We start from the raw sequence: 23,956 nt of genomic DNA on the forward strand, positions 1-23,956 counted from the left end.
CGCTTTTTTCATGCCAGGGTGATGCCAATCCCCATCTCGCGGTAGGGGGCGACCAGGGCGTCGTCCACGTCGCGGTGCACGATGATGTCGTTGACCTGGCTCAAGGGCGCGATTTGAAACGGCGAAGCCGTATTGAACTTTTCCGGCGAGGCCAGCACGACGGTGCGGCTCGACGCCTCGCTCAGGGCGCGTTTCACGCACGCTTCTTCATAATCCCCGGTGGTGATGCCCGCTTGCGGATGCAGGCTGGACACACCCATGAAATACAGGTCGGCGCGGATGCGGCCGATGGCTTCCACGGTCGCGGCGCCGACGCCGACGATCGAATGCTTGTACAGGCGCCCGCCCAGCATCAGCACGTCGATCGATGGGTGATTCACCAGTTCGACGGCAATCGAGGGGCTGTGCGTGACAATGGTGGCATGCAAGTCGCGCGGCAGCTGGCGTGCCAGCTGCACGGCGGTCGTGCCGCCATCGAGGAACACCACTTGCCCCGTTTGTATCATGGCGCCCGCCGCGCGGCCGATGGCGGGCTTGGCTTCGGGAAAAATCTGTTCGCGTCCCGCAAACGGCGCCAGTGCGGGCGAGCGCGGCAGCAAGGGCAGGGCGCCGCCATGCACGCGCTCCAATAAACCCTCTTTCGCCAGTTCGCGCAGGTCGCGCCGTATCGTGTCTTCCGACAAGCCCAGGCTATCGCTGACGGCCCTGGCGACGATCTGGCCTTCGCGCTGGAGCAAGTCCAGCAGGTATTGTTTGCGTTGATGTGTGAGCATGGTTTTTCTTGTATTTTCTTGATATTGCACGAGTTTGCATGATAAAGTCGATCCGTGCAAGCACAAGGAGACACTATGCGCGAAGAAAACAGCAAGCAGGAACGGGTCCGTATCCAGGGCGTGCAGACCCTGTCGCACGACTGGTATCTGCTGCAAAAGACCACGTTCGACTACCTGCGTCATGATGGTGAATGGCAGACGCAGACGCGGGAAACCTATGACCGCGGCCATGGCGCCACCATCCTGCTCTACAACAAAATCAAGCGCACGGTGATCCTGATCCGCCAGTTCCGCTTTCCCACCTACCGCGAAGGCCACGATGGTTTCCTCATCGAAGCGGCGGCCGGCTTGCTGGAAGAGGCCAGCGCGGAACAGCGCATCCGCGCCGAGGTGGAAGAGGAAACCGGTTACCGGGTGGGGCAGGTGCAAAAGATATTCCAGGCTTTCATGAGCCCCGGCTCCGTGACGGAGCGCCTGCATTTCTTTGTTGCCGAATACGATCCGTCCAGCCGTATCGGCGACGGCGGCGGCCTGGCGCACGAGGGCGAAGACATCGAAGTGCTGGAACTGCCGCTGGCGCAGGCCATGCGCATGGTGGCCGATGGCCGCATCTGCGACGGCAAGACCATCATGCTGCTGCAGCATGCGCAATTGCAACTGATGCCGGTGAAGCGGGGCATGCAGATCCTCGTTGCCGGCCCGTATCGCTCCGGCACGGGCGACGATCCCGCCCTGATGGCGGCGAATGTGGCAGCCATGCAAGCCGTCTGCCTGCCCCTGTATGCCAGAGGACACATGCCCGTGCTCGGTGAATGGCTGGCCTTGCCCATGCTGGCGCTGGCCGGCTCCACCGGGGTTGGCGATGTAGTGTATGAGGAATTATTTCACGCGCATGCGACGCGTTTATTGAGCCATTGCGATGCCGTGCTGCGCCTCGGCGGCGCGTCGCAGGGCGCCGACCAGATGGTGGAAGTGGCGCGCAGCCTGGGGCTGCCCGTGTTTTTCTCGCTGGACGCAATTCTTTCGGCGTAAAAAAAGCGAAGCCCGCGGGCTTCGCTTTTTGTCAGCGCTCGCTGAAACTTAGCGCGATTTGACGAACGGAATGCCGATAGCTTTTGGCGCGATGGATTTCGCCATCAAGCCTGCCAGCACGATCACGGTGACCACGTACGGCACCATCTGGATCAAGGAGCCTGGGATGCGGCCCACGACGGGCAAGTCCACGCCTTCAATTTGAATCTGGATGGCCGCGAAGAAGCCGAACATCAGACAGCCGAGGAAGGTGTAGACGGGGCGCCAGTTGCCGAACACCATGGCCGTCAGGGCCAGGTAGCCGGCGCCGGCCGACATGTCGCGCAGGAAGAAGCCGCTTTGCACGATGGCAAGATATGCACCCGAGAACGAGCACAGGATGCCGGCCACCAGCATGGCCAGGTAGCGCGTCGCTTCTACGCTCACGCCGGCCGAGTCCGCCGCATGCGGGTTTTCGCCGCAGGCGCGCAGGCGCAGGCCGAAGCGCGTGTGGTACAGCAACCAGTGCACGAGCGGGATCAACAGGAAAGCCACGTAGACGAGGATGGAATGGCCGCCGATCAAATGGGCATACACCCAGCCGATGAACGGGATATGTTCCACGTACTGCGTGCCCGGCAAGACCACGTCGAACAGCCGCGCCGAACCGAGGTCGGGCGTGCGGCCGCCTTGCTGGAAGAAGAATTGCGCCAGCACAAACGTCAGTCCGCTCATGGCGATGTTGATCGCCATGCCGGCCACCAGCTGGTTGCCCTTTTGCGTGATGCTGACGTACGCCTGCAGCAGGGCCAGAGCGACGCACACGAGCATGCCGGCAGCCATGCCGTAATACGGGTTTTGCGTCGTGTAGGCCACGGCGGCGGAAGCGAAGGCGCTGGCCAGGATCTTGCCTTCCAGGCCGATGTCGATCATGCCGCTGCGTTCGGCAAACAGGCCGGCCATGGCGGCAAAGATCAGGACGGGCGCATTGCGCACGGTCGATACCAGGATGCTGGCGAATTGAAAGTCGTCGAGTGTCATGGTGTTAGCCTTTGGTGCGCTTGAGCAGGGCGGAAATGGCCGGTGCGTAGAAGTTTTCCATGGCGCCGCAGAACAGAATGATCAAGCCCTGGATGAAAATGAAAGTTTCCGTCGGGATATTCGGTTTTTCCAGCGACAAGTCGAAGCCACCCTGGATCAGCGCGCCGAACAGCACGGCCGACAGGAAGATACCGACCGGATGCTGGCGACCCATCAGGGCAATGGCGATGCCGATGAAGCCGGCGCCGCCCACAAAGTTGAGCGACAGATAATGCGTCGAACCCATGATGGAATTGACGGAACCGAGGCCCGCCAGCGCGCCGGAGATCAGCATGACGATGATGATCATCTTGCTGATCGACACGCCCGCATAGTGGGCCGCGTGCTTGTTCAGGCCCGTGGCACGCAGCTTGAAGCCCCACGACGAGCGCCAGACCATCACGCCGTAAATCACCAGTGCGGCGATCGCCAGGATAAAACTGATGTTCAGCGGCGTGTCGCCCAAGGATGGGAACCAGGTGGAGAGGCGCGGCATTTCGCCGCTTTCCGCAAACACGCGGCTGGCCGTGTTCTGTTCGCCCGGCGGAATCAGGTACTTCACGATCACGAAGTTCATCAGGCTGGCGGCGATGAAGTTGAACATGATGGTGGTGACGACGATGTGGCTGCCGCGCTTGGCTTGCAGGTAGCCGGGCAGGAAACCCCACAGCGCGCCGAACAGGGCCGCGCCGATCATGGCCGCTGGAATCAATAGCCAGGCGGGCAGGGTCTGGTCGAAGGCCAGCATGGCCACCGTCAAGCCCAGGCCACCGATATACATCTGGCCTTCGGAACCGATATTGAACAGCCCGGCCTGCATCGCCACGGAGACCGACAGGCCCGTGAAGATGAAGGTGCTGGCGTAAAACAGGGTGTAGCTCAAGCCTTCCGGATTGAGGATGGCGCTGTGGACGAGGATCGACAGCGATTCGGCCGGGTCTTCGCCCAGCATATAAATCACCAGGGCTGCGACCAGCAAGGCCGACAGCAGGTTTAACATGGGCATGACAAAGGCTGTCGCCCAGCGTGGCAAGTCGTTATTCATGATTTATGCATTCCCCCCATCAACAGACCGATGCGGGTGGTATCGAATTCTTCAATTTTCAGTTCGCCGGTGATGCGTCCGCCGCACATGACGAGAATGCGGTCGGCCAGCGCCCGCACTTCTTCCAGTTCGACGGACACCAGCAGGATCGCCACGCCTGCGTCGCGCAGGGCCAGCAATTGCGTATGGATGCTTTCGATGGTGCCGATGTCGACGCCGCGCGTGGGCTGGCCCACCAGCATCAGTTTCGGCTTGGCCAGCACTTCGCGCGCGATCACCACCTTTTGCTGGTTGCCGCCGGACAACAAACCGATGCGCAAGTCCGGATTGGCCGGGCGCACATCGAAGGTTTTCAGCAGTTCCGCGCAGCGCGCGCCGATGGCCTTGAAGTTGAACAGGCCCCAGCGGTTTTTCAGGTGATCCTGGTAACCGAGGATGGTGTTTTGCATGACGGAGAAATTCTTTACCACGCCATCGCGCAAGCGGTCTTCTGGAATGTGGGCGATGCCCAGCTCGCGGAAGGCCAGCGGCAAGCCGTCGGCGTCGTGGCGCTTGGCAAACGGCAAGTCCTTGTCGAGGAAGCGCAGCTTGCCGGACGTCGGCAGGCGCATGCCCGAGAGGATTTCCAGCAGTTCGCTCTGGCCATTGCCCGAGACCCCCGCGATGGCGACGATTTCGCCGGCGCGCAAGTTGAAACCGATGTCGGCCAGCAGTTTGATCTGTTGCTCGTCGGCCAGTTGCAGACCGTCCACTTCCAGCACCGTGGCGCCCGGATTGTACGGTGCACGCGGCAAGTGGCTCTGGATGGGGCGGCCGACCATCATGTTGGCCAGTTCCTCTTTCGAGGTGCCGGCGGTCGCCACGGCGCCCACCACCGTGCCGCCGCGCATGACGGTGACGTTGTCGGTGATTTCCAGGATCTCTTGCAGCTTGTGCGTGATCAGGATGATGGTCTTGCCTTGCTCCTTGAACAGGCGCAGGATTTCAAACAGCGACGCCGTTTCCTGGGCCGTCAGCACGGCCGTCGGCTCGTCGAGGATCAGGATATTGGCGCTGCGGTAAATCTGCTTGAGGATTTCCACCCGCTGCTGTGCGCCCACGGAGAGGTCTTCGATCTTTGCCAGCGGGTCGACGTCGAGGCGGTAGCGCGCGCAAATCTCGCGCAATTTCGCTTCCGCTTCCGTGCGGTGGCTGGCCAGGCGAAAACCGCCTTCCGTGCCCAGCATGATATTGTCGAGAACGGTGAAGTTCTCGACCAGCATGAAGTGCTGGTGCACCATGCCGATGCCGAGGTTGATCGCTTCCTGGCTGTTGCGGATAGGCTGTACTTTTCCGTCGAGCAAGATTTCTCCGCCGTCGGCACGGTAATACCCGTACAGGATGCTCATCAAGGTCGATTTGCCGGCGCCGTTTTCCCCCACCAAGCCATGGATACTGCCCTTGGCGATGGAGAAACTGACGTCGGCGTTCGCCTTCACATGTCCAAACTGCTTGGAAATGCTGCGAAATTCTACTGCTGGCTGCATAGGTTCATAACTGGATAGTTTCATGGAAACGCGCCGCGCGGAGACTGGCCCCGGCGGCGCGCTAAAAGATACGGAGAAAAATTAAACCGGGCAGCTGCTGCCGACGCGGTAATCGATCACTTTGATCTTGCCATCGATAATGTCCTTACGCGCACCCAACACGCGCTTTTCGATTTCCGGCGTAATCAGCTTGCGGTTGTTCGCATCGAGCGCCCAATCCACGCCGCCTTCTTTCAAGCCTTTATAGCTGACGCCGCCCTTCCAGGTGCCGTTCTTGACTTGCATGAAGCTGTCGTAGACCGTGTTGTCGACGCGCTTGACCATCGAGGTCAGGATGCTGCCTGGATACAGATGATTCTGGTTCGAATCGACGCCGATGGCCAGCTTGCCTTTTTCCTTGGCCATTTGCAGGGTGCCCATGCCGCTGCCGCCAGCGACGGCGAAGACGACATCGACGCCGCGCTCGAATTGCGAGCGGGCCAGTTCGCCACCCTTGGCCGGGTCATTCCAGGCGCCGGACGTGGTGCCGACCATGTTTTGCGTGATTTCCGTCTTCGGATTGACGGCCTTCGCGCCTTGCGCGTAGCCGCAGGCGAAGTTGCGGATCAATGGAATATCGATGCCGCCGATGAAGCCGACTTTCTTGCTCTTGCTGGCCATGGCTGCAGCCACGCCCACCAGGTAGGAGCCTTCTTCTTCCTTGAAGACGACGGAATTGACATTGCTGCCGGCGGCCTGGCCGTCGATCAGCACGAATTTCACGTTCGGGAATTCCTTGGCGACCTTTTGCACGGCTTGCGTTTGCGCAAAACCGATGGCCGCGATCATGTCGAGTTTCTTGCGGGCCAGGCCACGCATGACTTGCTCGGCTTGCGTATCGCTCGAGGCTTGTACTTCGATGAAGGAAATGCCCGTGTCTTTTTTGAAGCGCGATGCGCCTTCGAAAGCGGATTGGTTGAACGACTTGTCGAACTTGCCGCCCGCGTCATACACGACACCCAGTTTTGGGGTAGCCGCGGACGCTTGAGCAGTCAGAAATACGGCTGCGATCGTCAAACTAAATTGTGTAAGTTTCATGAATTGGCTCCTGGAAGATCGATATTGTATATTTTTTATAGGTGAAACATATAATTTGGGGCTGATTTAGCCTGTTTTTGATGCATGAGGTGATAATTCCTTATCAACATTGCACGGTATTGCACAAGATCATTGCTGGCCTCGGATGCTTTTATGTCGACAATGTGATGCTCATGCAACAGTCGGCCCCGTCTCTTTTATAGGTACAACATCGAAGGGGGCTGCCGGAGCGGGCTGGGATGCGCCGTCAATTGACGGGCAGGGCAAGCACGGAACCGGCGCCACGATGGGCGTCCGAATCACTATGCATCATGCCAGATATGTATGACAAATACGTTTTTGTTTATGTATTTATATGTGGGGCATATAAATAGGTGGCGTAGCAGATCAGGCGGCCGGGGGATTCAAAATATTTAAGAAGGCGCGCACGACGGGCGCGTCGTCCAGCGTGGTGTAGCTGATGTACAGGTTGGCCGACGGTGGATTGGTCTTGATCGGCAGAAACACGACGCCGGGCCAGCCGATACGGCTCGTCGTTTCCGGCACCAGGGTCACGCCCAGCCCCGCGCCGACCATGGCCAGCAGGGTTTGCGGTTCGCTCGCTTCCTGGAAAATCACGGGTTCGAAACCAGCGTTGATGCAGCATTGCACCAGGTAGCGTGGGAACGCGGATTTGTCGAGGTTCAGGGTGAGCATGGGCTCGTGGGCGATGTCGATCAGCTCGATGGACGTGTTTTTCGCCAGCGGATGGTGTTCATTGACGGCCACGCAGACGTTTTCGCGGAAGCACAGTTCCTGGCGCAGATTGTCGTGACGCAAGTCGTCGTCGTTGAGCTTGGGTTCGCGCCAGAAACCGACATCGATTTGCTTGGCGCGCAAGGCTTCGTATTGCACCGTGGGACCGAATTCATGGATGGTCCAGCTGACGCGGGGAAATTTGGTCTGGAATTCTTCCAGCAGGCTGGGGATGGGACCCCACATGGCCGAGCCGACGATGCCCACGCGCAAGCGGCCCACTTCGCCGCGGTCGATCTGGCGGATGGTGTCGATGGTCATGCGCATCTTGGCCAGCAGGTCAGCCGCCTCGTTCATCAGCGCCTTGCCCGCCACGGTCAGCTCGAACGTGCGCGTGGTGCGCGCAAACAGGCGTACGCCGAGTTCGCTTTCCAGTTTCATGATCTGCTGGCTCAAGGGCGGCTGCGAGATATGCAGGCGCTCGGCGGCGCGGCTGAAGCTTTTCTCCTCGGCAACGGCAAGAAAATACTTTAACTGTTTCAGATCGATGGACATGCTTTCCTTGGCGTTGCGTGTTGCTTGGCGATGGAACGGCGGCGGACCCGTGAAGGCGCGCGCGCTTTCTTTACAGCAGTCCTATTATCGTGCCACGACTGCCTGCATGGCAATGGCCAGCGCCGTGCCGACTTGGGCATTGTGCTTGACCAGCGCGATATTCGTCGCCAGGCTGCGGCCATCCGTCAGTTGCTTGATGCGTGACAACAGGAATGGCGTGACTTGCTTGCCCTTCACGCCGCCCGCGTCCGCTTCCTGCAGCGCCTGCGCGGTGATCGCATCGATCTCCTCCTTGGGCATGGCTTGCGCGGCCGGCACGGGGTTGCTGACGATCACGCCGCCCTTCAAGCCCAGTTGCCACTTGGTGCCGATGAAGGCAGCCTGTTCTGCGGCCGTATCGAGGCGGAAATCGGCCTTGAAGCCGCTTTCGCGCGTGAAGAAGGCCGGGAAACCTTCCTGGCCCACGCTGATGACGGGCACGCCATGGGTTTCCAGGTATTCCAGGGTCAGGCCGATGTCGAGGATGGATTTCACGCCCGCGCAGACGACGGCCACCGACGTTTGCGCCAGTTCCTGCAAGTCGGCGGAAATGTCGAAGCTGGTTTCCGCGCCGCGGTGCACGCCGCCGATGCCGCCCGTAACAAATACGGAAATACCTGCCAGTTCCGCGCAAATCATGGTGGCGGCCACGGTGGTGGCGCCCAGCTTGCCTTGTGACAGGACGAACGGCAAGTCGCGGCGGCTGACCTTCATGGCGTCGGGCGAGGTGCCCAGCAATTCCAGTTGTTCGGGCGACAGGCCCACGCAGATCTTGCCGCCGATGATGGCGATGGTGGCTGGCACGGCGCCGCCGTCACGGATGATCTGTTCCACTTCGCGCGCCATTTCCACGTTTTGCGGATACGGCATGCCGTGCGAAATGATGGTCGATTCCAGCGCCACGATGGGCTTGCCGGCGGCGCGTGCGTCGAGCACTTCTTGCGAGAACAAGAGGAAATTCTGTAATTGGGTCATGGTTCAGTCCTGTTGAAAGAGGGTAGGGGGAGGCGGCGCCAGGTCGGCGTCGTCAATGTTGTCGAGCGCGCCGGCGGAAATATGGGGGGAGACGGTGGCAGCCGATTCCAGGGTCATGGCGGCCAGCTTCAGGCCGCGCCGGCACGCCAGTTTCAAATCGCTGCTGTCGTGGTACAGCGACCAGCAGACCGCGGCGGAAAACGCGTCGCCGGCGCCCGTCACGTCGACGGCGTCCACTTCGCGCGCGGCCAGGTGCACGACAGGCGCGTCCGGGCTGTCGCCATCCGTGAAGTACACGCCTTCGCCGCCGCAGGTGACGATCACCTGGCGCGCGCCTTGGCGCTGCACTTCGCGGCAGGCGGCGCGCACCTCGAAGGCCGTGGGCAAGGCCCGCGCCACGCGCGTTTCCAGTTCGCCCCGGTTCAGTATCAGCAAATGCAAGCCCGTCAAGTCTTGCGGCAGGTGCGCCATCTTCGGCTGCGAGACGGCGACGATGACGAGCGGCGTCGCGTGGGCCGCGTCCTGGCGCGCATCGGCCAGCAGAGCCTGCACGCTGTCGTGGCCCAGGTTCAGGTCGCAGACGGTGAGGGCGGCAGCGGCGCGCTGTGGCTGGCGGCTGTGCAAAAAGGCGGGGGTCAGTTGTTCGTACAGTTGCATGTTGGCCATCGCCAGCAGCATTTCACCATGTTCGTCGAGCACGGCAGTGTAAGTGCCGCTGCTGGTGTTGCTCAGATGTAAGCTGCCGCGCATGTCGATGCCCGCGTCTTCCGCGTGCGTCTGCAGGGCGTGGCCGGCCGCATCGTCGCCCAGCGCCGTCAGCAGGGCCACGGGGATAGCCAGGCGTGCCAGGTTTTCCGCAATGTTGCGGCCCACGCCGCCAAACACTTCTTCCGAACGCACGGGATTCGATGTGCCCATCTGCAAGGTCGCCAGGGTGCGCATCTTGCGGTCGAGGTTGGCAGCGCCTATGCACAGCACGGGGCGGCTGTCGGGCAGCACGTAGGCGCGTCCCAGCAGGCGCCGCTCGCGTATCAATCCGGCAATGTGGCCGGCGACGGCCGAGCGCGACAAGCCCAGCTCGCTCGCCAGGTCTTGCTGCGAGATGAAGGGGTTGTTGCGGATCAGCGTGTACAGCTGGTCTTTTTTATTGGTATCGGTCACAAGGTTTTCGCTGATGGTTAAACATTTGTCTGCGACTGTAAACATTTGTCTTGTTGGTGTCAAGCGTGTGTGAAGTGCGTGTCTGGCGTGCGCGGAAAGTGCTCGTATGGAGCTTGTATGCACGGATTTCCCGGGCATGGCGGGCCTGGGCTTGCCTCGACTATAATATCGGCCATTTATATTTGAATTGTATAAATGGGCAAGAAAAATGGTATTTGCCATACATATTCCGTTTGATGCATAGTGGCGGCAAATAGTGGCAATACGCATCTGGATATACCAGCAGCACCCATATACATACCCGTAACCTGGGCCGTACTTCTTCACCGGGCACGGCCGTGCAGGCAGCAACCCATCATCATTAGTCAATCAGAGGATAACCATGTCGAACAACACCCCTTTCCACGCCGCCGAAATCATCCGTGCCCGCGCTCCTGAAAATTTCAAGCCGCGCGTGGCGATGATCCTCGGCTCCGGCCTGGGCGTGTTGGCCGAGCAGATGACGGACGCCGTCAGCATCAGCTTTGACGAATTGCCAGGCTTCCCGATCAGCACCGTGCACGGCCATGCCGGCGAACTGGTGATCGGCACCCTGTCGGGCGTCGCCGTCGTCTGCATGAAGGGCCGTGGCCACTTCTACGAAGGCTATGGCATGGGCGTCATGACGAGCGCCATCCGCACCCTGAAATTGCTGGGCTGCGAAATGCTGTTCGTCACCAACGCCGCTGGCTCCCTGCGCCCTGAAGTGGACGCCGGCAGCCTGGTGGCCATCAGCGACCACATCAACCTGCTGCCAGGCACGCCGATGGTCGGCCCGAACGACGACCGCTTCGGTCCGCGCTTCTTCAGCATGGCCAATGCCTACGATGCGGACCTGCGCAATCTGGTCAAGGACACGGCTGCCGCGAACGGCATCACCCTGCACGAAGGCGTGTTCGTCGCCTACCCTGGTCCGAACTTCGAGACTGCTGCCGAAATCCGCATGATGGCCCGCCTGGGCGCCGACACGGTCGGCATGTCCGTGGTGCCGGAAGTGGTCTCGGCCCGCCATTGCGACCTGAAAGTGGTGGGCGTATCGGTCATTACCAACCTGGCCGAAGGCATGTCGCCTTTCGCCCTGTCGCACGAACAAACCCTGAAATACGCGGCCATCGGCGCGAAAGACCTGGTCAAGCTGATCCTGGCTTTCCTGGCGACCGTATCGGCTACGCCGCAAGCCTAAGCACTTTTTTTAAGCAGTAGCGGCGCGCCGGCCACCGGCGCTGCCGCGCGGCAGGCCGGAAAAATCCGGCCTACACTGTCCGCATCATCTTTGCATCAATCCATAAAGCGAGCCTTATCATGTCACGCGCATTTATCCTCCTGCTTGATTCCTTCGGCCTTGGCGCGACGCCAGACGCCGCCAAGTATGGCGACGCAGGTGCCAATACCTTTGGCCACATTGCCAGCACTGTCGCCAAAAGCGGCAAGACCTTGAAACTCCCGAACATGGAACGCCTGGGACTGGGCGCCGCGGCGCACCTGGCCAGCGGCGAATGGGCCACGGGCTTCGACCAGCGCGACGGTTTCACCGGCGCCTACGGTGCGGCACGCGAGCGCTCCACCGGCAAGGACACGCAGAGCGGCCACTGGGAAATCGCCGGCGTGCCCGTCGAATTTGACTGGGGCTACTTCCCCCGCACCACGCCATCGTTCCCCGCCGACCTGACCGACAAGCTGAAAGCCCTGTCGGGCGTGCCCGGCTTCCTCGGAGACTGCCATGCCTCGGGCACGGACATCATCAACAAGCATGGCGATGAACACGTCGCCACCGGCAAGTTGATTATCTATACCTCGGGCGACTCGGTGATGCAGATCGCCGCGCACGAAGAGTCGTTCGGCCTCGAGCGCCTGTACCAGGTGTGCGAAATGGCCTTCAAGCTGGTCGAGCCGTACAACATCGGCCGCGTCATCGCCCGCCCGTTCACGGGCAGCAATGGCAACTACACGCGCACGTCGAACCGCCACGATTACGCCGTCGCGCCGCCAAGCAAGACCCTGCTCGATCACGTGAAGGATGCTGGCGGCGAAGTCGTCGGCCTGGGCAAGATCAGCGACATTTTCGCTACCCAGGGCATCTCGCGCGTCGTCAAGGGCGTCGACAACATGGCGCTGTTCGAAGCGTTGTTGAAGACGACCGATGAAGTGCAGGACAAGTCGCTCACTTTTGTGAATTTCGTCGATTTCGACCAGGCTTTCGGCCACCGCCGCAACGTCGAGGGCTATGCTGACGCGTTGCGCGAAATGGATGCGCGCCTGCCGGAATTCATGGCCAAGCTCAAGGAAGGCGACCTGGTCGTGATTACCGCCGACCATGGCTGCGACCCGACCTGGCACGGCTCCGACCACACCCGCGAACACATTCCGATGATCTTCTTCGGCCCCGGCGTCGCCCCGCGCGCACTGGGTATTTCCGAGACCTTCTCCGATATTGGCCAAACCCTCGCCAAGCACCTTGGCGTACCACCACTTGCTAATGGAACCAGCTTGTTATGACACTCATGCACCCCGAATTCAAGCGTAATGAGGCCGTTGGCCTCGACCTGGGCTGGATCAACCAGATCCGCGTCAACCGCGCCGCGACGGACCGCCGCGCAGCCAGCCTGGCGAACCGCCGTACGGTGAAAAAGGAATACCAGGCCGCCTGGCTGGTGAAAGCCATCCAGATGATCGACCTGACCACCCTGGGCGGCGACGATACGCCGGGCCGCGTGGAACGCCTGTGCATGAAGGCCATGCGCCCGCTGCGCGCCGACCTGATGGACGCCTTGGGCCTGACGCAATTGAGCACCGGCGCCGTATGCGTGTACCACGAGATGATTCAGCCGGCCGTGAAGGTCATCCAGGGCCGCTTGCCCATCGCCGCCGTGTCGACGGGTTTCCCGGCCGGCCTGACGAGCATGGAAACGAAGCTGCGTGAGATCGAATTGTCGGTCGCAGCCGGCGCCTCGGAAATCGATATCGTCATCACGCGCCAGCACGTCCTGAACGGCAACTGGCAAGTGCTGTACGACGAAATGCTGGCCTACCGCAAGGCGTGCGGCGAAGCGCACGTGAAGGCGATTCTCGCCACGGGCGACTTGCTGACGATGGAAAACGTGGCCAAGGCATCGTGGGTCTGCATGATGGCCGGTGCCGATTTCATCAAGACCTCCACCGGCAAGGAGGGCGTGAACGCCACCATTCCCGTGGCCCTGACGATGGTGCGCACGATCCGCGAATACCACGAGCAGACGGGCTTCCAGGTGGGCTTCAAGCCGGCCGGCGGCGTCAGCTCGGCCAAGAGCGCGCTGCAATACCTGACCCTGATGAAGGAAGAACTGGGTAACGAATGGCTGCAGCCGCACCTGTTCCGCATCGGCGCTTCCAGCCTGCTGACCGACATCGAGCGCCAGCTCGAGCACTACGTCACCGGCAGCTACTCGGCCAATCATCGTCACGCACAACCTTAAAGAACAATCGTCATGCCAACAATTAACGAGATTCTCAATACTATGGACTACGGCCCTGCTCCCGAAAGTCAAAAAGAAGCGCAAGCGTGGCTCGACGGCCACCAGCGCACATTCGGTCTGTTCATCGACAATGCCTGGAGCGCGCCGGCGGAACTGTTCGCCTCGACCAATCCTGCCGACGGCACGCGACTGGCCGAACTGACGCAAGCGACCGACCTTGATGTGGAACGCGCCGTGGAAGCGGCGCGCCGCGCGCTGCCCGTATGGCAGGGCATGGGTGGCCACGGCCGCGCGAAAGTCATGTATGCGCTGGCACGTTTGCTGCAAAAGCATTCGCGCCTGTTCGCCGTGCTCGAAACCCTGGACAACGGCAAGACCATCCGCGAAACGCGCGATATCGACTTGCCGCTGGCCGCGCGCCACTTCTATCATCACGCCGGCTGGGCGCAGCTGCAGTCGGAAGAATTCGCCGACTACCGCGCCGTGGGCGTGGTGGGCCAGATCGTGCCGTGGAATTTCCCGCTGCTGATGCTGTCGTGGAAAATCGCCCCGGCCCTGGCGGCCGGCAACACGGTCGTCTTCAAGCCAGCTGAATTCACGTCGCTGACCGCCATGCTGTTCGCCGAACTGTGCGTGCAGGCGGGCGTACCGGCTGGCGTGGTCAATATCGTCACCGGCGACGGCAGAGTGGGCTCGGCCATCGTCAACCATCCTGGCGTCGACAAGATCGCGTTTACGGGTTCCACGGAAGTGGGCCGCCTCATTCGCGAAGCGACGGCCGGCAGCGGCAAGAAGCTGTCCCTCGAATTGGGCGGCAAGTCGCCGTTCATCGTCTTCGAAGACGCGGACCTCGATGGCGCCGTGGAAGGCCTGGTCGATTCGATCTGGTTCAACCAGGGCCAGGTGTGCTGCGCCGGTTCGCGCCTGCTGGTGCAGGAATCGATCCAGGAGCGCTTCCTGAACAAGGTACGCGCCCGCATGGAAAACCTGCGCCTTGGTTCGCCGCTGGACAAATCGATGGACGTGGGCGCGCTGGTCGACCCCGTGCAGCGCCAGCGCATCGCCGCGCTGGTCGATTCGGCGCGTGCCGAAGGCTGCGACGTCTGGCAGCCGGCGTGCGAATTGCCTGCCGACGGCTCGTGGTTCCCGCCGACCCTGATCACGGGCGCGTCGACCTCGGCCGCTGTGGCACAGGCTGAAATCTTCGGCCCCGTGCTGGTGGCCATGAGCTTCCGCACGCCACCAGAAGCGGTGCAGCTGGCGAACAACACGGTATACGGCCTGGCCGCCAGCGTGTGGACCGAGTCGATCAGCCTGGCACTCGATATCGCTCCCGCCATCAAGGCAGGCGTGGTGTGGATCAACAGCGCCAACCAGTTCGATGCGGCGTGCGGCTTCGGCGGCTACCGCGAATCGGGCTTTGGCCGTGAAGGCGGCCGCGAAGGCATGCTGGAATACATGACTGCCCTGGCCGAAGATGCGCGCCCGGCCTTGCCCGTGGTGGAAGCGAAAGCCAAGGGCAATGTGAAGCCGGCGGCAGCCGATCCGTTTGCCATCGACCGCACGGCAAAGATGTACATCGGCGGCAAGCAGGCGCGCCCCGACAGCGCCTACAGCACCCCGGTGTTTGGCGCGAACGGCGCCCTGCTGGCCGAAGTGGGCGTGGGCAGCCGCAAGGACATCCGCAACGCCGTCGAAGCGGCCCATAAGGCGTCTGGCTGGACCGGCGCCACGGCGCACAACCGCGCGCAAGTGCTGTATTACATCGCCGAAAACCTGGCAGCGCGCGCCGACGAATTCGCCGTCCGCATCGCCGCCATGACGGGCAGTAAAAATCCCGAGAAGGAAGTGCAGGCATCGATCGAACGCCTGTTCTACTACGCCGCCTGGGCCGACAAGTACGACGGCCTGGCGCACCAGCCGCCAACGAAAGGCATCACCGTGGCGCTGAACGAAGCGGTTGGCGTGATCGGCATCGTCTGCCCGAACGAAGCGCCTTTGCTCGGCTTCATTTCGCTGGTGGCGCCGGCCATCGCGCTGGGCAACCGCGTGGTGGTGGTGCCGTCGGAAGCGCATCCGCTCTCCGCGCTGGACCTGTACCAGGTCTTCGATACGTCCGACTTGCCAGGCGGCGTCGTCAATATCATCAGCGGCAACGCCGATGAACTGGCGCGCACCCTGGCCACGCACGCCGACATCGACGCCGTCTGGCGCCATGACGGATCCGCTGAAGGTTGCGCGGAAGTCGAGCGCCTGTCGGCCGGCACCCTGAAGCGCACCTGGGTCGGCGGCGCCAAGGGCCGCGACTGGTACAGCGCCGCGCAAAGCGGTGGCCGCGCCGTGCTGGCGCATGCGTCGCAAGTGAAAAACGTGTGGATTCCTTACGGCGTCTGATGAGCAACTAGCGTTACAAAGCTGGGGTCAGATCCGCAGGGACTGACCCCAGATCTCATGATTGGAGTTATTCCATGTTGTTAACCCAGGAAATCATTCGCAAGAAGCGCGACAAGGGCGTGCTGAGCGCCGAAGAAATCCAGTTTTTCGTGCGTGGCATCACCGACGGCAGCGTCAGCGAAGGCCAGATCGCGGCGCTGGGCATGGCCGTCTATTTCAACGACATGAACATGGACGAGCGCGTGGCGTTCACCCTGGCCATGCGCGATTCCGGCCAGGTGCTGGACTGGCGCTCGCTGAACCTGCCGGGCCCCATCGTTGACAAGCATTCGACGGGCGGCGTGGGCGACGTCGTCTCCCTGCTGCTCGGTCCCATGGTCGCCGCGTGTGGCGGCTACGTGCCGATGATCTCGGGCCGCGGCCTGGGCCACACGGGCGGCACGCTGGACAAGTTCGACGCGATTCCCGGCTATTGCACGGTGCCGGACAATGCACTGTTCCGCAAGGTGGTGCAGGACATCGGCGTGGCCATCATCGGCCAGACGGCGCAGCTGGCGCCGGCCGACAAGCGTTTTTACAGCATCCGCGACGTCACCGCCACGGTGGAATCCGTGGCCATGATCACCGGCTCCATCCTGTCGAAGAAATTGTCGGCCGGCCTGGACGCGCTGGTGATGGACGTCAAAGTGGGCTCGGGCGCCTTCATGCCGACCTATGACAAGTCGGTGGAACTGGCCGAGAGTATCGTCGCCGTCGGCAATGGCGCGGGCATGCAGACGTCGGCGATTTTGACGGACATGAACGAGTCGCTGGCGCCGTATGCGGGCAATGCGCTGGAAGTGCGCGGCGCCATGGATTACCTGACGGGCCGTTCGCGTCCCGCGCGCCTGCACGAAGTCACTTTGGCGCTGTGCGCCGAGATGCTGGTGCTGGGCGGCTTGGCCGCCACCGAAGAGGAGGCGCGCGTGAAATTGATGGCGGCCCTCGACTCGGGTGACGCAGCCGAGCGCTTTTTGCGCATGGTGTCGGCCCTGGGCGGCCCGGCCGACCTGGTCGAACATCCGGACAAGCACCTGGAACAGGCGCCATTCATCATGCCGGCGCCCGCGCTGTCAGCCGGTTTTGCCAACGTGCGCGATTGCCGCGCCATCGGCCTGGCCGTGGTGGCCTTGGGCGGTGGCCGCCGCCGTCCGACGGACAGCATCGATTTCGCTGTCGGCCTGACGGACCTCGTTGGCCTGGGCGAGCAAGTGGCCATCGGCCAGCCGCTGGGCATGGTGCACGCGCGCACGGAAGCGGCGGCGCAGCAAGCCGTCAGGGAAATCCAGCAAGCGTATGCCATCAGCGCGGTGGCGCTGGCGGCCAATCCGGTGATTTACCGTACCATTCGTCCGTAAAGTAACACTGGGGTCAGACCCCCGTTTGTGATGGCGCTGAGCCATGTGTCAGCGGTGTTGAGGGTCTGACCCCGGCTGTAATGAATTCAAAGGTAATACAGAAAAAATGAACAACCAAGAACTGATCGCCGAAGCCAATGCCGGCCGTGAACTGGCCTACGCGCCATACTCGCGTTTCAAGGTGGGCGCGGCGCTGCTGTGCAAGGATGGCCGCGTCTTCCGTGGCTGTAACGTGGAAAATGCCGCCTATGGCCTGTGCAACTGCGCCGAGCGCACGGCGTTTTTCAGCGCCATCGCGCATGGCTGCAAGCCGGGCGACTTTGCCAAGCTGGCCGTCACGGGCGACACGGCCGAACCAATATCTCCGTGCGGCGCCTGCCGCCAGGTGATCTTCGAGATGGGGGGCGCCGACCTGCCGGTCATCCTGACGAACCTGAAAAACGACATCATGGAAGTGACGGCCGGCTGGCTGCTGCCGCACGGCTTCGGCAATTCCGACCTGGACATGAAGTAACAGGATTCGCTTGAACAAGACGATCGACATCCAGGCCGCCGTGGCGATTGCCGCGGCCGAAGCCATGGCAGCCAAGACGCAGGGAACCTTCGGCGTGGGCGGCGTGCTGCTCGATGGCGCCGGCAACGTGCTGCAATCGATGCACAACAACGTCGTGCGCCAGGGCCTGGTGTTCGACCCCACCGCGCATGGCGAACGCCAACTGGTGGACTGGTATTTCGCCGAGCGCGCCAAGGGCACGTCCTTGCCGCCGCCGGGCGAACTGACCATCGTCACCTCGCTCGACCCCTGCTGCATGTGCACGGGGGCGATTCTGGCAGCCGGTTTCAACGTGGTGGTGGCCGCGCCGGACGTCAAGGCGGGCATCAATTACGATGGCAGCGCCAGTTTTACCGCCTTGCCTGCGCCGCTGCAGGCGCAGGCCGGCCGTAGCTTTTGCTATCCGGCCGTACGCGGCGCCACCGAGTATGCGCGCCTGCCTTCCGGCGCCGCACCCAAATCTTTTTTCATCGGCAAGAGCATCCATGAGGCGACGCAGGCACTGTGTTCGCTCGTGTTCGAGTCGACATCGGCGCAGGTGATGCAGCTGCTGAACGCCGGCGACGACGTGCACTTGCGCGATCCCGCCACCTTGCCGTCCGAGCATGCCGTGGTGCGCGCCCTGCGCCGCCGCTATCCCGATGCGTTGACTTACCGCTGCAAGCCGCATGCGCCCGATGCGGGCCTGGCGCCATTCCTGCAGGCGGCCATGGAGCAGGATGTGCGCGATGGCGGCCAGGGCGACGCGGCCGCCTTGCTCGATTCCTTCGGCAACCTGCTGCTGTGCATGCCGGGGAAATTGTCGCAATCGGCCATCCGCACGCCGTTCATGGAGTGCACGCGCCAGTACGCGCAGCTGCGCTTTGAATTGATGGCGAATGCGGCGCCGGCGCTGCAGGAGGAGATCAAAAGCTACCTGGGCCACCCCAAGCACGGCACCTTCGTGCTGGCCATCGGCCCGGACGACAGTGCCGCCAGTTTCATGACCCTGGGCGCCTACGGCTCCACCATGGAAGGGGCGCTGCCAGAGAATAATCCCGCGCAATTCCAGTACGTGCGCCGCTGCATGGGAGAAGACGCGCTGCTGGTGCTGTGCGAGTCGATGCCGCCGCTGTACCGCAAGCTGATACGCATCCGCCCGCGCCAGGTGGCGGACCAGGCCTTGATCAGCGCACTGGGCTAGGCGTCATCGTCCGGCAGATTTTTCAGCAAGAAGTCGCGCACGTTTTCGCCCGCCACGCGGCGGATCTGCGCTTCCGACAGTCCCGCGTCGAGCAGGGCTTGCGTCAATCGAGGCAAGCCCGTCGCATCGATGGCCGTGGTGACGGCGCCGTCGAAGTCCGAGCCATATGCCACGTGGTCCGCGCCGATCAGTTTTACCGTGTACTTGATGGCGCGCGCGATGGACGCCACGTCCTTGCCGCAGACGGCCGTATTCCAGAAACCGATACCCACCAGGCCACCCTGGGCGGCGATGCGTTTCAATTGCGCATCGCTCAGGTTGCGCCCATTGGCGCAGGTGCCGCGCACGCCCGTGTGCGACACCATCACGGGGCGTTTCGCCAGGGTTAACACGTCGTCGATGGTGGCCGGCGAGGCATGCGCCAGGTCGACGATCATCTTGCGCTGTTCCATGGCGCGCAGCCATTGCTTGCCCAGCGGCGTCAGGCCGCCTTTTTTCAGGCCGTGCTGGGAGCCGGACAGTTCCGTGTCGAAGAAATGCGTGGGCGCGGCCATGCGGTAGCCGGCCTGATACAGGGTATCGAGGTTGTCCAGCTTGCCTTCGAGCGCATGCGCGCCTTCCAGTGTCAGCCAGCCGGCCAGCAGGTCCGGATTTTTTTCGCGCGCGGCGATGAAGCTGCGCAGCTGGGCGCGGCTGCCGATCACGCGCACCTTGCCATCGCTCCTGGCTGCTTGCTGGCGCAGCTCGTCGGCCTGGTAGGTAGCGCGCGCCAGCAGGCTGTTCCAGGTGGCGGGCGGCAAGCCTTGTGCCACCACCAGGGCCGTGATGTTGTCCGTGTCGCTGCCATTGCGCTCGATATTCATCTTGCGCGGCGTCTTGGTGACGACGGAAAAGGCTTGCAGCGCCACGTTGGCCCGCTGCAGGCGGGGGAAGTCGACATGCCCGCGCTGGCTGTCGAGGTTCAGATTGCGTTGCCACAGCAGGCTGTCGGCGTGCAGGTCCGCGATCCACAGGCTCTGGTGCAGGGCCACGGTGGCTGCCGACGGCGCCTTGCCGGACGGCGGGTGGACACGATTGAGGTGCTCGTCGACGAGGACGGGAGCGGACAGGAAACCGCCGATCAGCGCAAGGCTGGCGGCGGCGAGGGTACTGATAATCATTGTTCTCCGTTTTACCATGGATCGTAGGTGCCCAGGCTCCAGATATGGCCTTCCGGGTCGCGGCAGGTAAAGCCCCGTCCGCCGTAATCTTCGTCCTTGATGTCGAGCACGATTTCGGCGCCGGCTTCGCGCGCGCTGCGGTAGACGGCGTCGGCGTCATTGACGACCAGGTAGCAGTTCTGCGTGTTCGCGCCGCCGACGTCGCCGGGCAGTTTCATCAGGCGGCCATAGTCGCTGTCGATGGCTGGCGCCACCATGACCATGCCATTACCAAAGCTCAATTGCGCATGGGCGACGCCGCCGTTGCCGTCAGGCACAATCAATTGTTTTTCAAAGCCGAGTGCCTTGCACAGCCATTCGATGGCGGCGGGCGCGTCGCGGTAGCGCAGGCAGGGAATGGTTGTCGCTGCTGTAGCTTTTGCTGTCGTGGTCATCAGAAAACTCCTATGGCTGTGGGGGAGTAGCTTCGATCATGGATACTGCGCAGCGTTCCGTATCAAACCCATCCATCGGGATGGGTTTGATGCCCGTCAGTGCCGCTCCCGTCCATAGTGCCATAGAACAATCCTTGCACTCTTGCCGCGACGCAAATTTTTATTGCGGCGACTGCGAGGAATTCGCTGCCTTCGTGTCCGTATCCGTGCCCATGTCGTCGCTGTTGCTTGCCCATCTGAGCAGCATGACGAGGGCAAACAGCATGATGGCCAGCGGCAAGATGGTGATCAGGAACGCCAGGCCCAGGCAGCACGCCAGCAGCATGGGCCAGGACATGGCGCGCAGGGCGGCCAGGCCCTGGCGCGTGTATGCGCACAGTTCGTTCCAGAAAGCGCTGAAGGAAGTGCTGCCCGGTGCCGAATTGAGGTCTTTCATGCCGTTCTCCTGTCGTGTGGGTGCCGCTGCGTCTGCAAGCTGGCGATGAATCCACTATAGGCAAAACCTTGCTGCCAGACATCACGTATGCGACGAATGGCAGGAATGGCGGACCGAACGGCGACAGGCAGTGACAAACGGCTATTCGAAGACCTTGAGTTTCAGCTGGAAACTGAGGGCGCCATACAGGCGGTCCTTGTAGGACGGCACGATGGCGATATTCACGCCCACGCGCTGGTACTCATAGCTGATGGTGGGTACCAGGGCCGGGAACCAGCCGCCGTCGCGCATCTTCGGATAGCCGCTGAAGCCGCCAACGACGGCGCCGACGCGCAGCGGGCCCACCTTGATGGGCTGGTAGTACACGCCCAGGTAGTTCGAGTAGGCGCGGTCGCTATTGTAGAAGCGGCCAGCCGTGACCGAGGCGACCGTGGAAAAGCGGTATTCGGCGCCCAGGCCCGGATTGCTGTCGTTCAAGTTTTTGTCGCGCTGAAAGTGATACGAATAAAAGCCCGCGTTGAGCCAGGTTTCGCTCAGCGGCTGATTCTCTATCATGCCGACTGTCTGCGCCTGTGCCGCGCACGCCACTGCCAGCAGCGCCGCGCAGGCAGCTTTGCCCAGCAATGACGCCGTGCGCGCCGATGACCATTGTTTCATGCCTATTCCTTATCCTGTGGGTATCGCGCCGCCAATGCAAACGCTCCAGCGCGCCATGCTATCACTGCCAGATTGTTCATTGGAAATTTCATCACGCGCCGGGCAGGGCAATAGCCGCCTGTACCATGTGCGTGAGCAGGATTTCGGCGTCCTCGTAATCCTTGCGCGTGAGCTGCTTGCGCTCCAGCACCAGGGCCATCTGCGCCGAAAAATCCGCATACGATTGCGTCATGGCCCAGATGGCGAACATCAGGTGCGTGGCGTTGACGGGCGCGATCCTGCCGGCGGCGATCCAGGCTTCGAAGACGGCGATATCCTTGCGCAGCAGGGGCACGACCCTTTCTCGTATCTGCGCGCCGTACAGGGGCGCGCCATTGATCACTTCCAGCGCATACACGCGCGAGGCCCACGGCTGTTCGCGCGAAAAACGCAGCTTGGCGCCGATATACGCGCGCAGCACGTCGCGCGGCTCGTCGTGTTCATTGGCCAGCATGTCCATGCGCGCCAGCCAGTCGTCGAGCACATCGTCGAGCACGCGCTGGTACAGCAACTGCTTGGACGGGAAGTAGTACATCAGGTTCTGCTTCGACAGGCCTGCCCGCTCGGCGATGGTGGCGATCGATGCGCCCTCATAGCCGCTTTCCGCGAATGCGCGCACGGCTTGTGCCAGGATGTCCGCCTCCAGGCGATCGCGGTTCTGCAGGCGCCGGCCGCCGGCATTTTTCACGGGAAGGGCAGGGGATTTGTCGCTGGCCATGGCGGATTCTTTAGCGTGGGCGTATCGATTGCAGGAATGCCTGCAGCACGGGGGTGTCGGTGTAGGCCACGTTGAAGCGGAACCACACCGTCTCGGGCGTGCGCAGCATGAAAAATTCGTTCGGCGACAGCAGGATGCCCGCCTTCAAGGCCATGTCGGCGATGATCTTGCCATTCCACTCCGGCGTCTGGACGTCGGGCCAGCCGGCGCTGACGAACATGCCGCCACGCGGACGCGCCACGGGCGCCATGCCTGCCTGCGCCAGGCAATCGATGCTGCGTTCGCGGGCCGCGTCGAGCTGCGCCACCAGCCGTTCCACCATGCGCTTGTAGGGCCGCGCGGAGATGGCATGGTAGACGGCGCGCTCGTTGATTTCCGACGTCGTCAGTCCCGCCAGCATTTTCACGCGCACCAGTTCAGCCACCAGCGACGGCGAGGCGCAAATCGACCCCACGCGCAGCACGGGAGACAGGGTCTTGGAAAAACTGCCGACGCGGATCACGCGGCGCAAGCCGTCCATGGCCGCCAGCGACGCATCGCCGCGCGCCGCCAGTTCGCGATAGATATCGTCTTCCACCAGCCAGAAATCGAATTGCTCGGCCAGTGCCAGCAGGCGGTGCGTCTGCGCCTGGCTCAAGGATGTGCCAAGCGGATTTTGCAGCACCGTGTTGACGAACATCAGCTTGGGCTGCGTGCGCGCGGCTTCGCTGGCCAGCGCATCGAGGTCGAGGCCCGTCTCGCCGCGCGCAATGCCCACGGGGATGCAGCCGTGGTGGCGGATCAGCGACTGCAAATTGCTGTAGCCGGGGTCTTCCACCAGCACCGTGTCGCCCGGCTTGGTCAGGCTGCGCAGGATCAGATCGAAAGCATGCGTGGCGCCGTGCGTCAGCAAGACCTGGTCCGGCTCCACCTGGAACAGCTCTTCCGACAGGCTGGCGGCCAGGTGCTGGCGCAGCGAGGGAAAGCCGAGAGGATGGCCATAGCCGCGCAGCCGGCTGGCGGGAATGCGCATGGCCTGACGCACGGCATCGAGCACGGTCGCTTCGCCATACATCTCGGGCGGCAGCCACCCGGCGCCCACGGGCAGGGCGTCGGACACGCCCGAATACAGGTCCGGCGTGAGGGCATCGATGGCGGTGGGACTCGCGTGTACGGCGGCCTGCGGCGAGGCAGCGATATCGTGGCGCGCGACAAAATAGCCGGAGCCGCGGCGCGACGACAGCAAGCCGAGGTTGACCAGGCGATCGTACGATTCGACGACGGTAAACGTCGACACGCCATTGCAGCGGGCGAACTGGCGCACGGACGGCATGCGCGTGCCGATGCGCAGGGCACGGCTGCCCACCATGACGCTGATGGCGATGACGATCTGCTCGACGAGGCCGCCCTTTTTCTGGCGGTCGATGTCCAGCACGGGCCAGCCGCTTGCTTGCTCGGGGGCATCGTCTGTGCTGTCGCTGTGCTTCACGGTGGCTCCTTATGCTGCCTTGCACAAAACTGTAGTGGTATTTCGACCT

21 protein-coding genes and 1 pseudogene are annotated in these 23,956 nt (G+C 62.6%); 8 read left to right on the plus strand and 14 right to left on the minus strand.

Going from position 1 to position 23,956, the window contains the following annotated elements:
• Window positions 1-8: 8 nt before the first annotated feature.
• A complete protein-coding gene (locus SJI03_RS11975; protein WP_322427351.1) occupies window positions 9-773 on the minus strand; it encodes a DeoR/GlpR family DNA-binding transcription regulator in 765 nt (254 codons plus the stop codon).
• A gap of 75 nt (window positions 774-848) precedes the next feature.
• Here SJI03_RS11975 and SJI03_RS11980 point away from each other — a divergent pair.
• Window positions 849-1,433: pseudogene (locus SJI03_RS11980) on the plus strand (NUDIX domain-containing protein); the annotation flags it as partial.
• 420 nt (window positions 1,434-1,853) lie between these two features.
• Here SJI03_RS11980 and SJI03_RS11985 read toward each other — a convergent pair.
• The 7 genes from SJI03_RS11985 to SJI03_RS12015 form a co-directional block, all read right to left on the minus strand.
• Window positions 1,854-2,825: an ABC transporter permease gene (locus SJI03_RS11985; RefSeq protein ID WP_034754516.1), complete on the minus strand. Its 972-nt coding sequence runs from the start codon at window positions 2,823-2,825 to the stop codon at window positions 1,854-1,856.
• A gap of 4 nt (window positions 2,826-2,829) precedes the next feature.
• Window positions 2,830-3,909: an ABC transporter permease gene (locus SJI03_RS11990; RefSeq protein WP_035824975.1), complete on the minus strand. Its 1,080-nt coding sequence runs from the start codon at window positions 3,907-3,909 to the stop codon at window positions 2,830-2,832.
• Window positions 3,906-5,435 carry an ABC transporter ATP-binding protein gene (locus SJI03_RS11995; protein ID WP_322427352.1) on the minus strand — a complete coding sequence of 510 codons (1,530 nt, stop codon included), beginning with the start codon at window positions 5,433-5,435 and terminating at the stop codon, window positions 3,906-3,908. Before SJI03_RS11995 ends, SJI03_RS11990 begins: the two co-directional genes overlap by 4 nt.
• An 81-nt stretch (window positions 5,436-5,516) precedes the next feature.
• Window positions 5,517-6,512, minus strand: a complete 996-nt coding sequence (locus SJI03_RS12000) for a BMP family lipoprotein (protein ID WP_035824980.1) — start codon at window positions 6,510-6,512, stop codon at window positions 5,517-5,519.
• A gap of 387 nt (window positions 6,513-6,899) precedes the next feature.
• Entirely contained in the window at window positions 6,900-7,802 is a 903-nt protein-coding gene (locus SJI03_RS12005) for a LysR family transcriptional regulator (protein WP_077400023.1), read from the minus strand.
• A gap of 84 nt (window positions 7,803-7,886) precedes the next feature.
• Window positions 7,887-8,816 carry a pseudouridine-5'-phosphate glycosidase gene (locus tag SJI03_RS12010; RefSeq protein ID WP_322427353.1) on the minus strand — a complete coding sequence of 310 codons (930 nt, stop codon included), beginning with the start codon at window positions 8,814-8,816 and terminating at the stop codon, window positions 7,887-7,889.
• A 3-nt stretch (window positions 8,817-8,819) separates the two neighbouring features.
• Window positions 8,820-9,977: a carbohydrate kinase gene (locus tag SJI03_RS12015; protein ID WP_099379412.1), complete on the minus strand. Its 1,158-nt coding sequence runs from the start codon at window positions 9,975-9,977 to the stop codon at window positions 8,820-8,822.
• Between the two features lie 382 nt (window positions 9,978-10,359).
• Between SJI03_RS12015 and xapA the strand changes: the two genes are divergently transcribed.
• The 7 genes from xapA to SJI03_RS12050 all read left to right on the plus strand — a co-directional run bounded on the left by xapA (window position 10,360) and on the right by SJI03_RS12050 (window position 18,995).
• Entirely contained in the window at window positions 10,360-11,199 is an 840-nt protein-coding gene (xapA, locus tag SJI03_RS12020) for a xanthosine phosphorylase (RefSeq protein WP_099760536.1), read from the plus strand.
• A 119-nt stretch (window positions 11,200-11,318) separates the two neighbouring features.
• A complete protein-coding gene (locus SJI03_RS12025; protein WP_099379315.1) occupies window positions 11,319-12,512 on the plus strand; it encodes a phosphopentomutase in 1,194 nt (397 codons plus the stop codon).
• Complete coding sequence (gene deoC / locus SJI03_RS12030; protein WP_034785577.1) at window positions 12,509-13,468, plus strand: deoxyribose-phosphate aldolase; 960 nt, start codon at window positions 12,509-12,511, stop codon at window positions 13,466-13,468. The genes SJI03_RS12025 and deoC overlap by 4 nt, the downstream gene beginning before the upstream one ends.
• 12 nt (window positions 13,469-13,480) lie before the next feature.
• On the plus strand, window positions 13,481-15,862 hold the full coding sequence (locus SJI03_RS12035) for an aldehyde dehydrogenase family protein (protein ID WP_416208743.1): 2,382 nt from the start codon (window positions 13,481-13,483) through the stop codon (window positions 15,860-15,862).
• A gap of 74 nt (window positions 15,863-15,936) precedes the next feature.
• Complete coding sequence (deoA, locus tag SJI03_RS12040) at window positions 15,937-17,259, plus strand: thymidine phosphorylase (protein ID WP_322427354.1); 1,323 nt, start codon at window positions 15,937-15,939, stop codon at window positions 17,257-17,259.
• Between the two features lie 106 nt (window positions 17,260-17,365).
• Window positions 17,366-17,773, plus strand: coding sequence for a cytidine deaminase (locus tag SJI03_RS12045; protein WP_099379413.1), 408 nt, complete (start codon window positions 17,366-17,368; stop codon window positions 17,771-17,773).
• Between the two features lie 10 nt (window positions 17,774-17,783).
• Window positions 17,784-18,995: a nucleoside deaminase gene (locus tag SJI03_RS12050; RefSeq protein WP_416208744.1), complete on the plus strand. Its 1,212-nt coding sequence runs from the start codon at window positions 17,784-17,786 to the stop codon at window positions 18,993-18,995.
• Here SJI03_RS12050 and SJI03_RS12055 read toward each other — a convergent pair.
• The 6 genes from SJI03_RS12055 to SJI03_RS12080 form a co-directional block, all read right to left on the minus strand.
• Window positions 18,992-20,155, minus strand: coding sequence for a dipeptidase (locus SJI03_RS12055; RefSeq protein ID WP_322427355.1), 1,164 nt, complete (start codon window positions 20,153-20,155; stop codon window positions 18,992-18,994). The two genes, SJI03_RS12050 and SJI03_RS12055, sit on opposite strands and share 4 nt — an antisense overlap.
• Window positions 20,156-20,166: 11 nt before the next feature.
• Window positions 20,167-20,589 carry a VOC family protein gene (locus SJI03_RS12060; protein ID WP_099379320.1) on the minus strand — a complete coding sequence of 141 codons (423 nt, stop codon included), beginning with the start codon at window positions 20,587-20,589 and terminating at the stop codon, window positions 20,167-20,169.
• Window positions 20,590-20,749: 160 nt separating this feature from the next.
• Window positions 20,750-21,025, minus strand: coding sequence for a hypothetical protein (locus tag SJI03_RS12065; protein WP_099379321.1), 276 nt, complete (start codon window positions 21,023-21,025; stop codon window positions 20,750-20,752).
• Between the two features lie 141 nt (window positions 21,026-21,166).
• Window positions 21,167-21,682, minus strand: a complete 516-nt coding sequence (locus SJI03_RS12070) for a hypothetical protein (RefSeq protein WP_099379322.1) — start codon at window positions 21,680-21,682, stop codon at window positions 21,167-21,169.
• A 91-nt stretch (window positions 21,683-21,773) separates the two neighbouring features.
• Window positions 21,774-22,439 (minus strand): TetR/AcrR family transcriptional regulator, encoded by a 666-nt coding sequence (locus SJI03_RS12075; protein WP_099379323.1) that lies wholly within the window; start codon window positions 22,437-22,439, stop codon window positions 21,774-21,776.
• A gap of 10 nt (window positions 22,440-22,449) precedes the next feature.
• Window positions 22,450-23,907, minus strand: coding sequence for a PLP-dependent aminotransferase family protein (locus tag SJI03_RS12080; protein WP_099379324.1), 1,458 nt, complete (start codon window positions 23,905-23,907; stop codon window positions 22,450-22,452).
• Window positions 23,908-23,956: the final 49 nt, after the last annotated feature.

Source organism: Janthinobacterium sp. GMG1 (genome assembly GCF_034427795.1).
GTDB lineage: Bacteria > Pseudomonadota > Gammaproteobacteria > Burkholderiales > Burkholderiaceae_D > Janthinobacterium.

Bases quoted from the DNA above. Each gene is read 5' to 3' on its own strand.
- SJI03_RS12060 (WP_099379320.1), bottom strand. From the start codon at position 20,589: ATGACCACGACAGCAAAAGCTACAGCAGCGACAACCATTCCCTGCCTG.
- SJI03_RS12075 (WP_099379323.1), bottom strand. From the start codon at position 22,439: ATGGCCAGCGACAAATCCCCTGCCCTTCCCGTGAAAAATGCCGGCGGC.
- xapA (WP_099760536.1), top strand. From the start codon at position 10,360: ATGTCGAACAACACCCCTTTCCACGCCGCCGAAATCATCCGTGCCCGC.
- SJI03_RS11990 (WP_035824975.1), bottom strand. From the start codon at position 3,909: ATGAATAACGACTTGCCACGCTGGGCGACAGCCTTTGTCATGCCCATG.
- SJI03_RS12070 (WP_099379322.1), bottom strand. From the start codon at position 21,682: ATGAAACAATGGTCATCGGCGCGCACGGCGTCATTGCTGGGCAAAGCT.
- SJI03_RS12000 (WP_035824980.1), bottom strand. From the start codon at position 6,512: ATGAAACTTACACAATTTAGTTTGACGATCGCAGCCGTATTTCTGACT.
- SJI03_RS12010 (WP_322427353.1), bottom strand. From the start codon at position 8,816: ATGACCCAATTACAGAATTTCCTCTTGTTCTCGCAAGAAGTGCTCGAC.
- SJI03_RS12045 (WP_099379413.1), top strand. From the start codon at position 17,366: ATGAACAACCAAGAACTGATCGCCGAAGCCAATGCCGGCCGTGAACTG.
- deoC (WP_034785577.1), top strand. From the start codon at position 12,509: ATGACACTCATGCACCCCGAATTCAAGCGTAATGAGGCCGTTGGCCTC.
- SJI03_RS11975 (WP_322427351.1), bottom strand. From the start codon at position 773: ATGCTCACACATCAACGCAAACAATACCTGCTGGACTTGCTCCAGCGC.
- SJI03_RS12025 (WP_099379315.1), top strand. From the start codon at position 11,319: ATGTCACGCGCATTTATCCTCCTGCTTGATTCCTTCGGCCTTGGCGCG.
- SJI03_RS12005 (WP_077400023.1), bottom strand. From the start codon at position 7,802: ATGTCCATCGATCTGAAACAGTTAAAGTATTTTCTTGCCGTTGCCGAG.
- SJI03_RS12035 (WP_416208743.1), top strand. From the start codon at position 13,481: ATGCCAACAATTAACGAGATTCTCAATACTATGGACTACGGCCCTGCT.
- SJI03_RS12055 (WP_322427355.1), bottom strand. From the start codon at position 20,155: ATGATTATCAGTACCCTCGCCGCCGCCAGCCTTGCGCTGATCGGCGGT.
- SJI03_RS11985 (WP_034754516.1), bottom strand. From the start codon at position 2,825: ATGACACTCGACGACTTTCAATTCGCCAGCATCCTGGTATCGACCGTG.
- deoA (WP_322427354.1), top strand. From the start codon at position 15,937: ATGTTGTTAACCCAGGAAATCATTCGCAAGAAGCGCGACAAGGGCGTG.
- SJI03_RS12065 (WP_099379321.1), bottom strand. From the start codon at position 21,025: ATGAAAGACCTCAATTCGGCACCGGGCAGCACTTCCTTCAGCGCTTTC.
- SJI03_RS11995 (WP_322427352.1), bottom strand. From the start codon at position 5,435: ATGCAGCCAGCAGTAGAATTTCGCAGCATTTCCAAGCAGTTTGGACAT.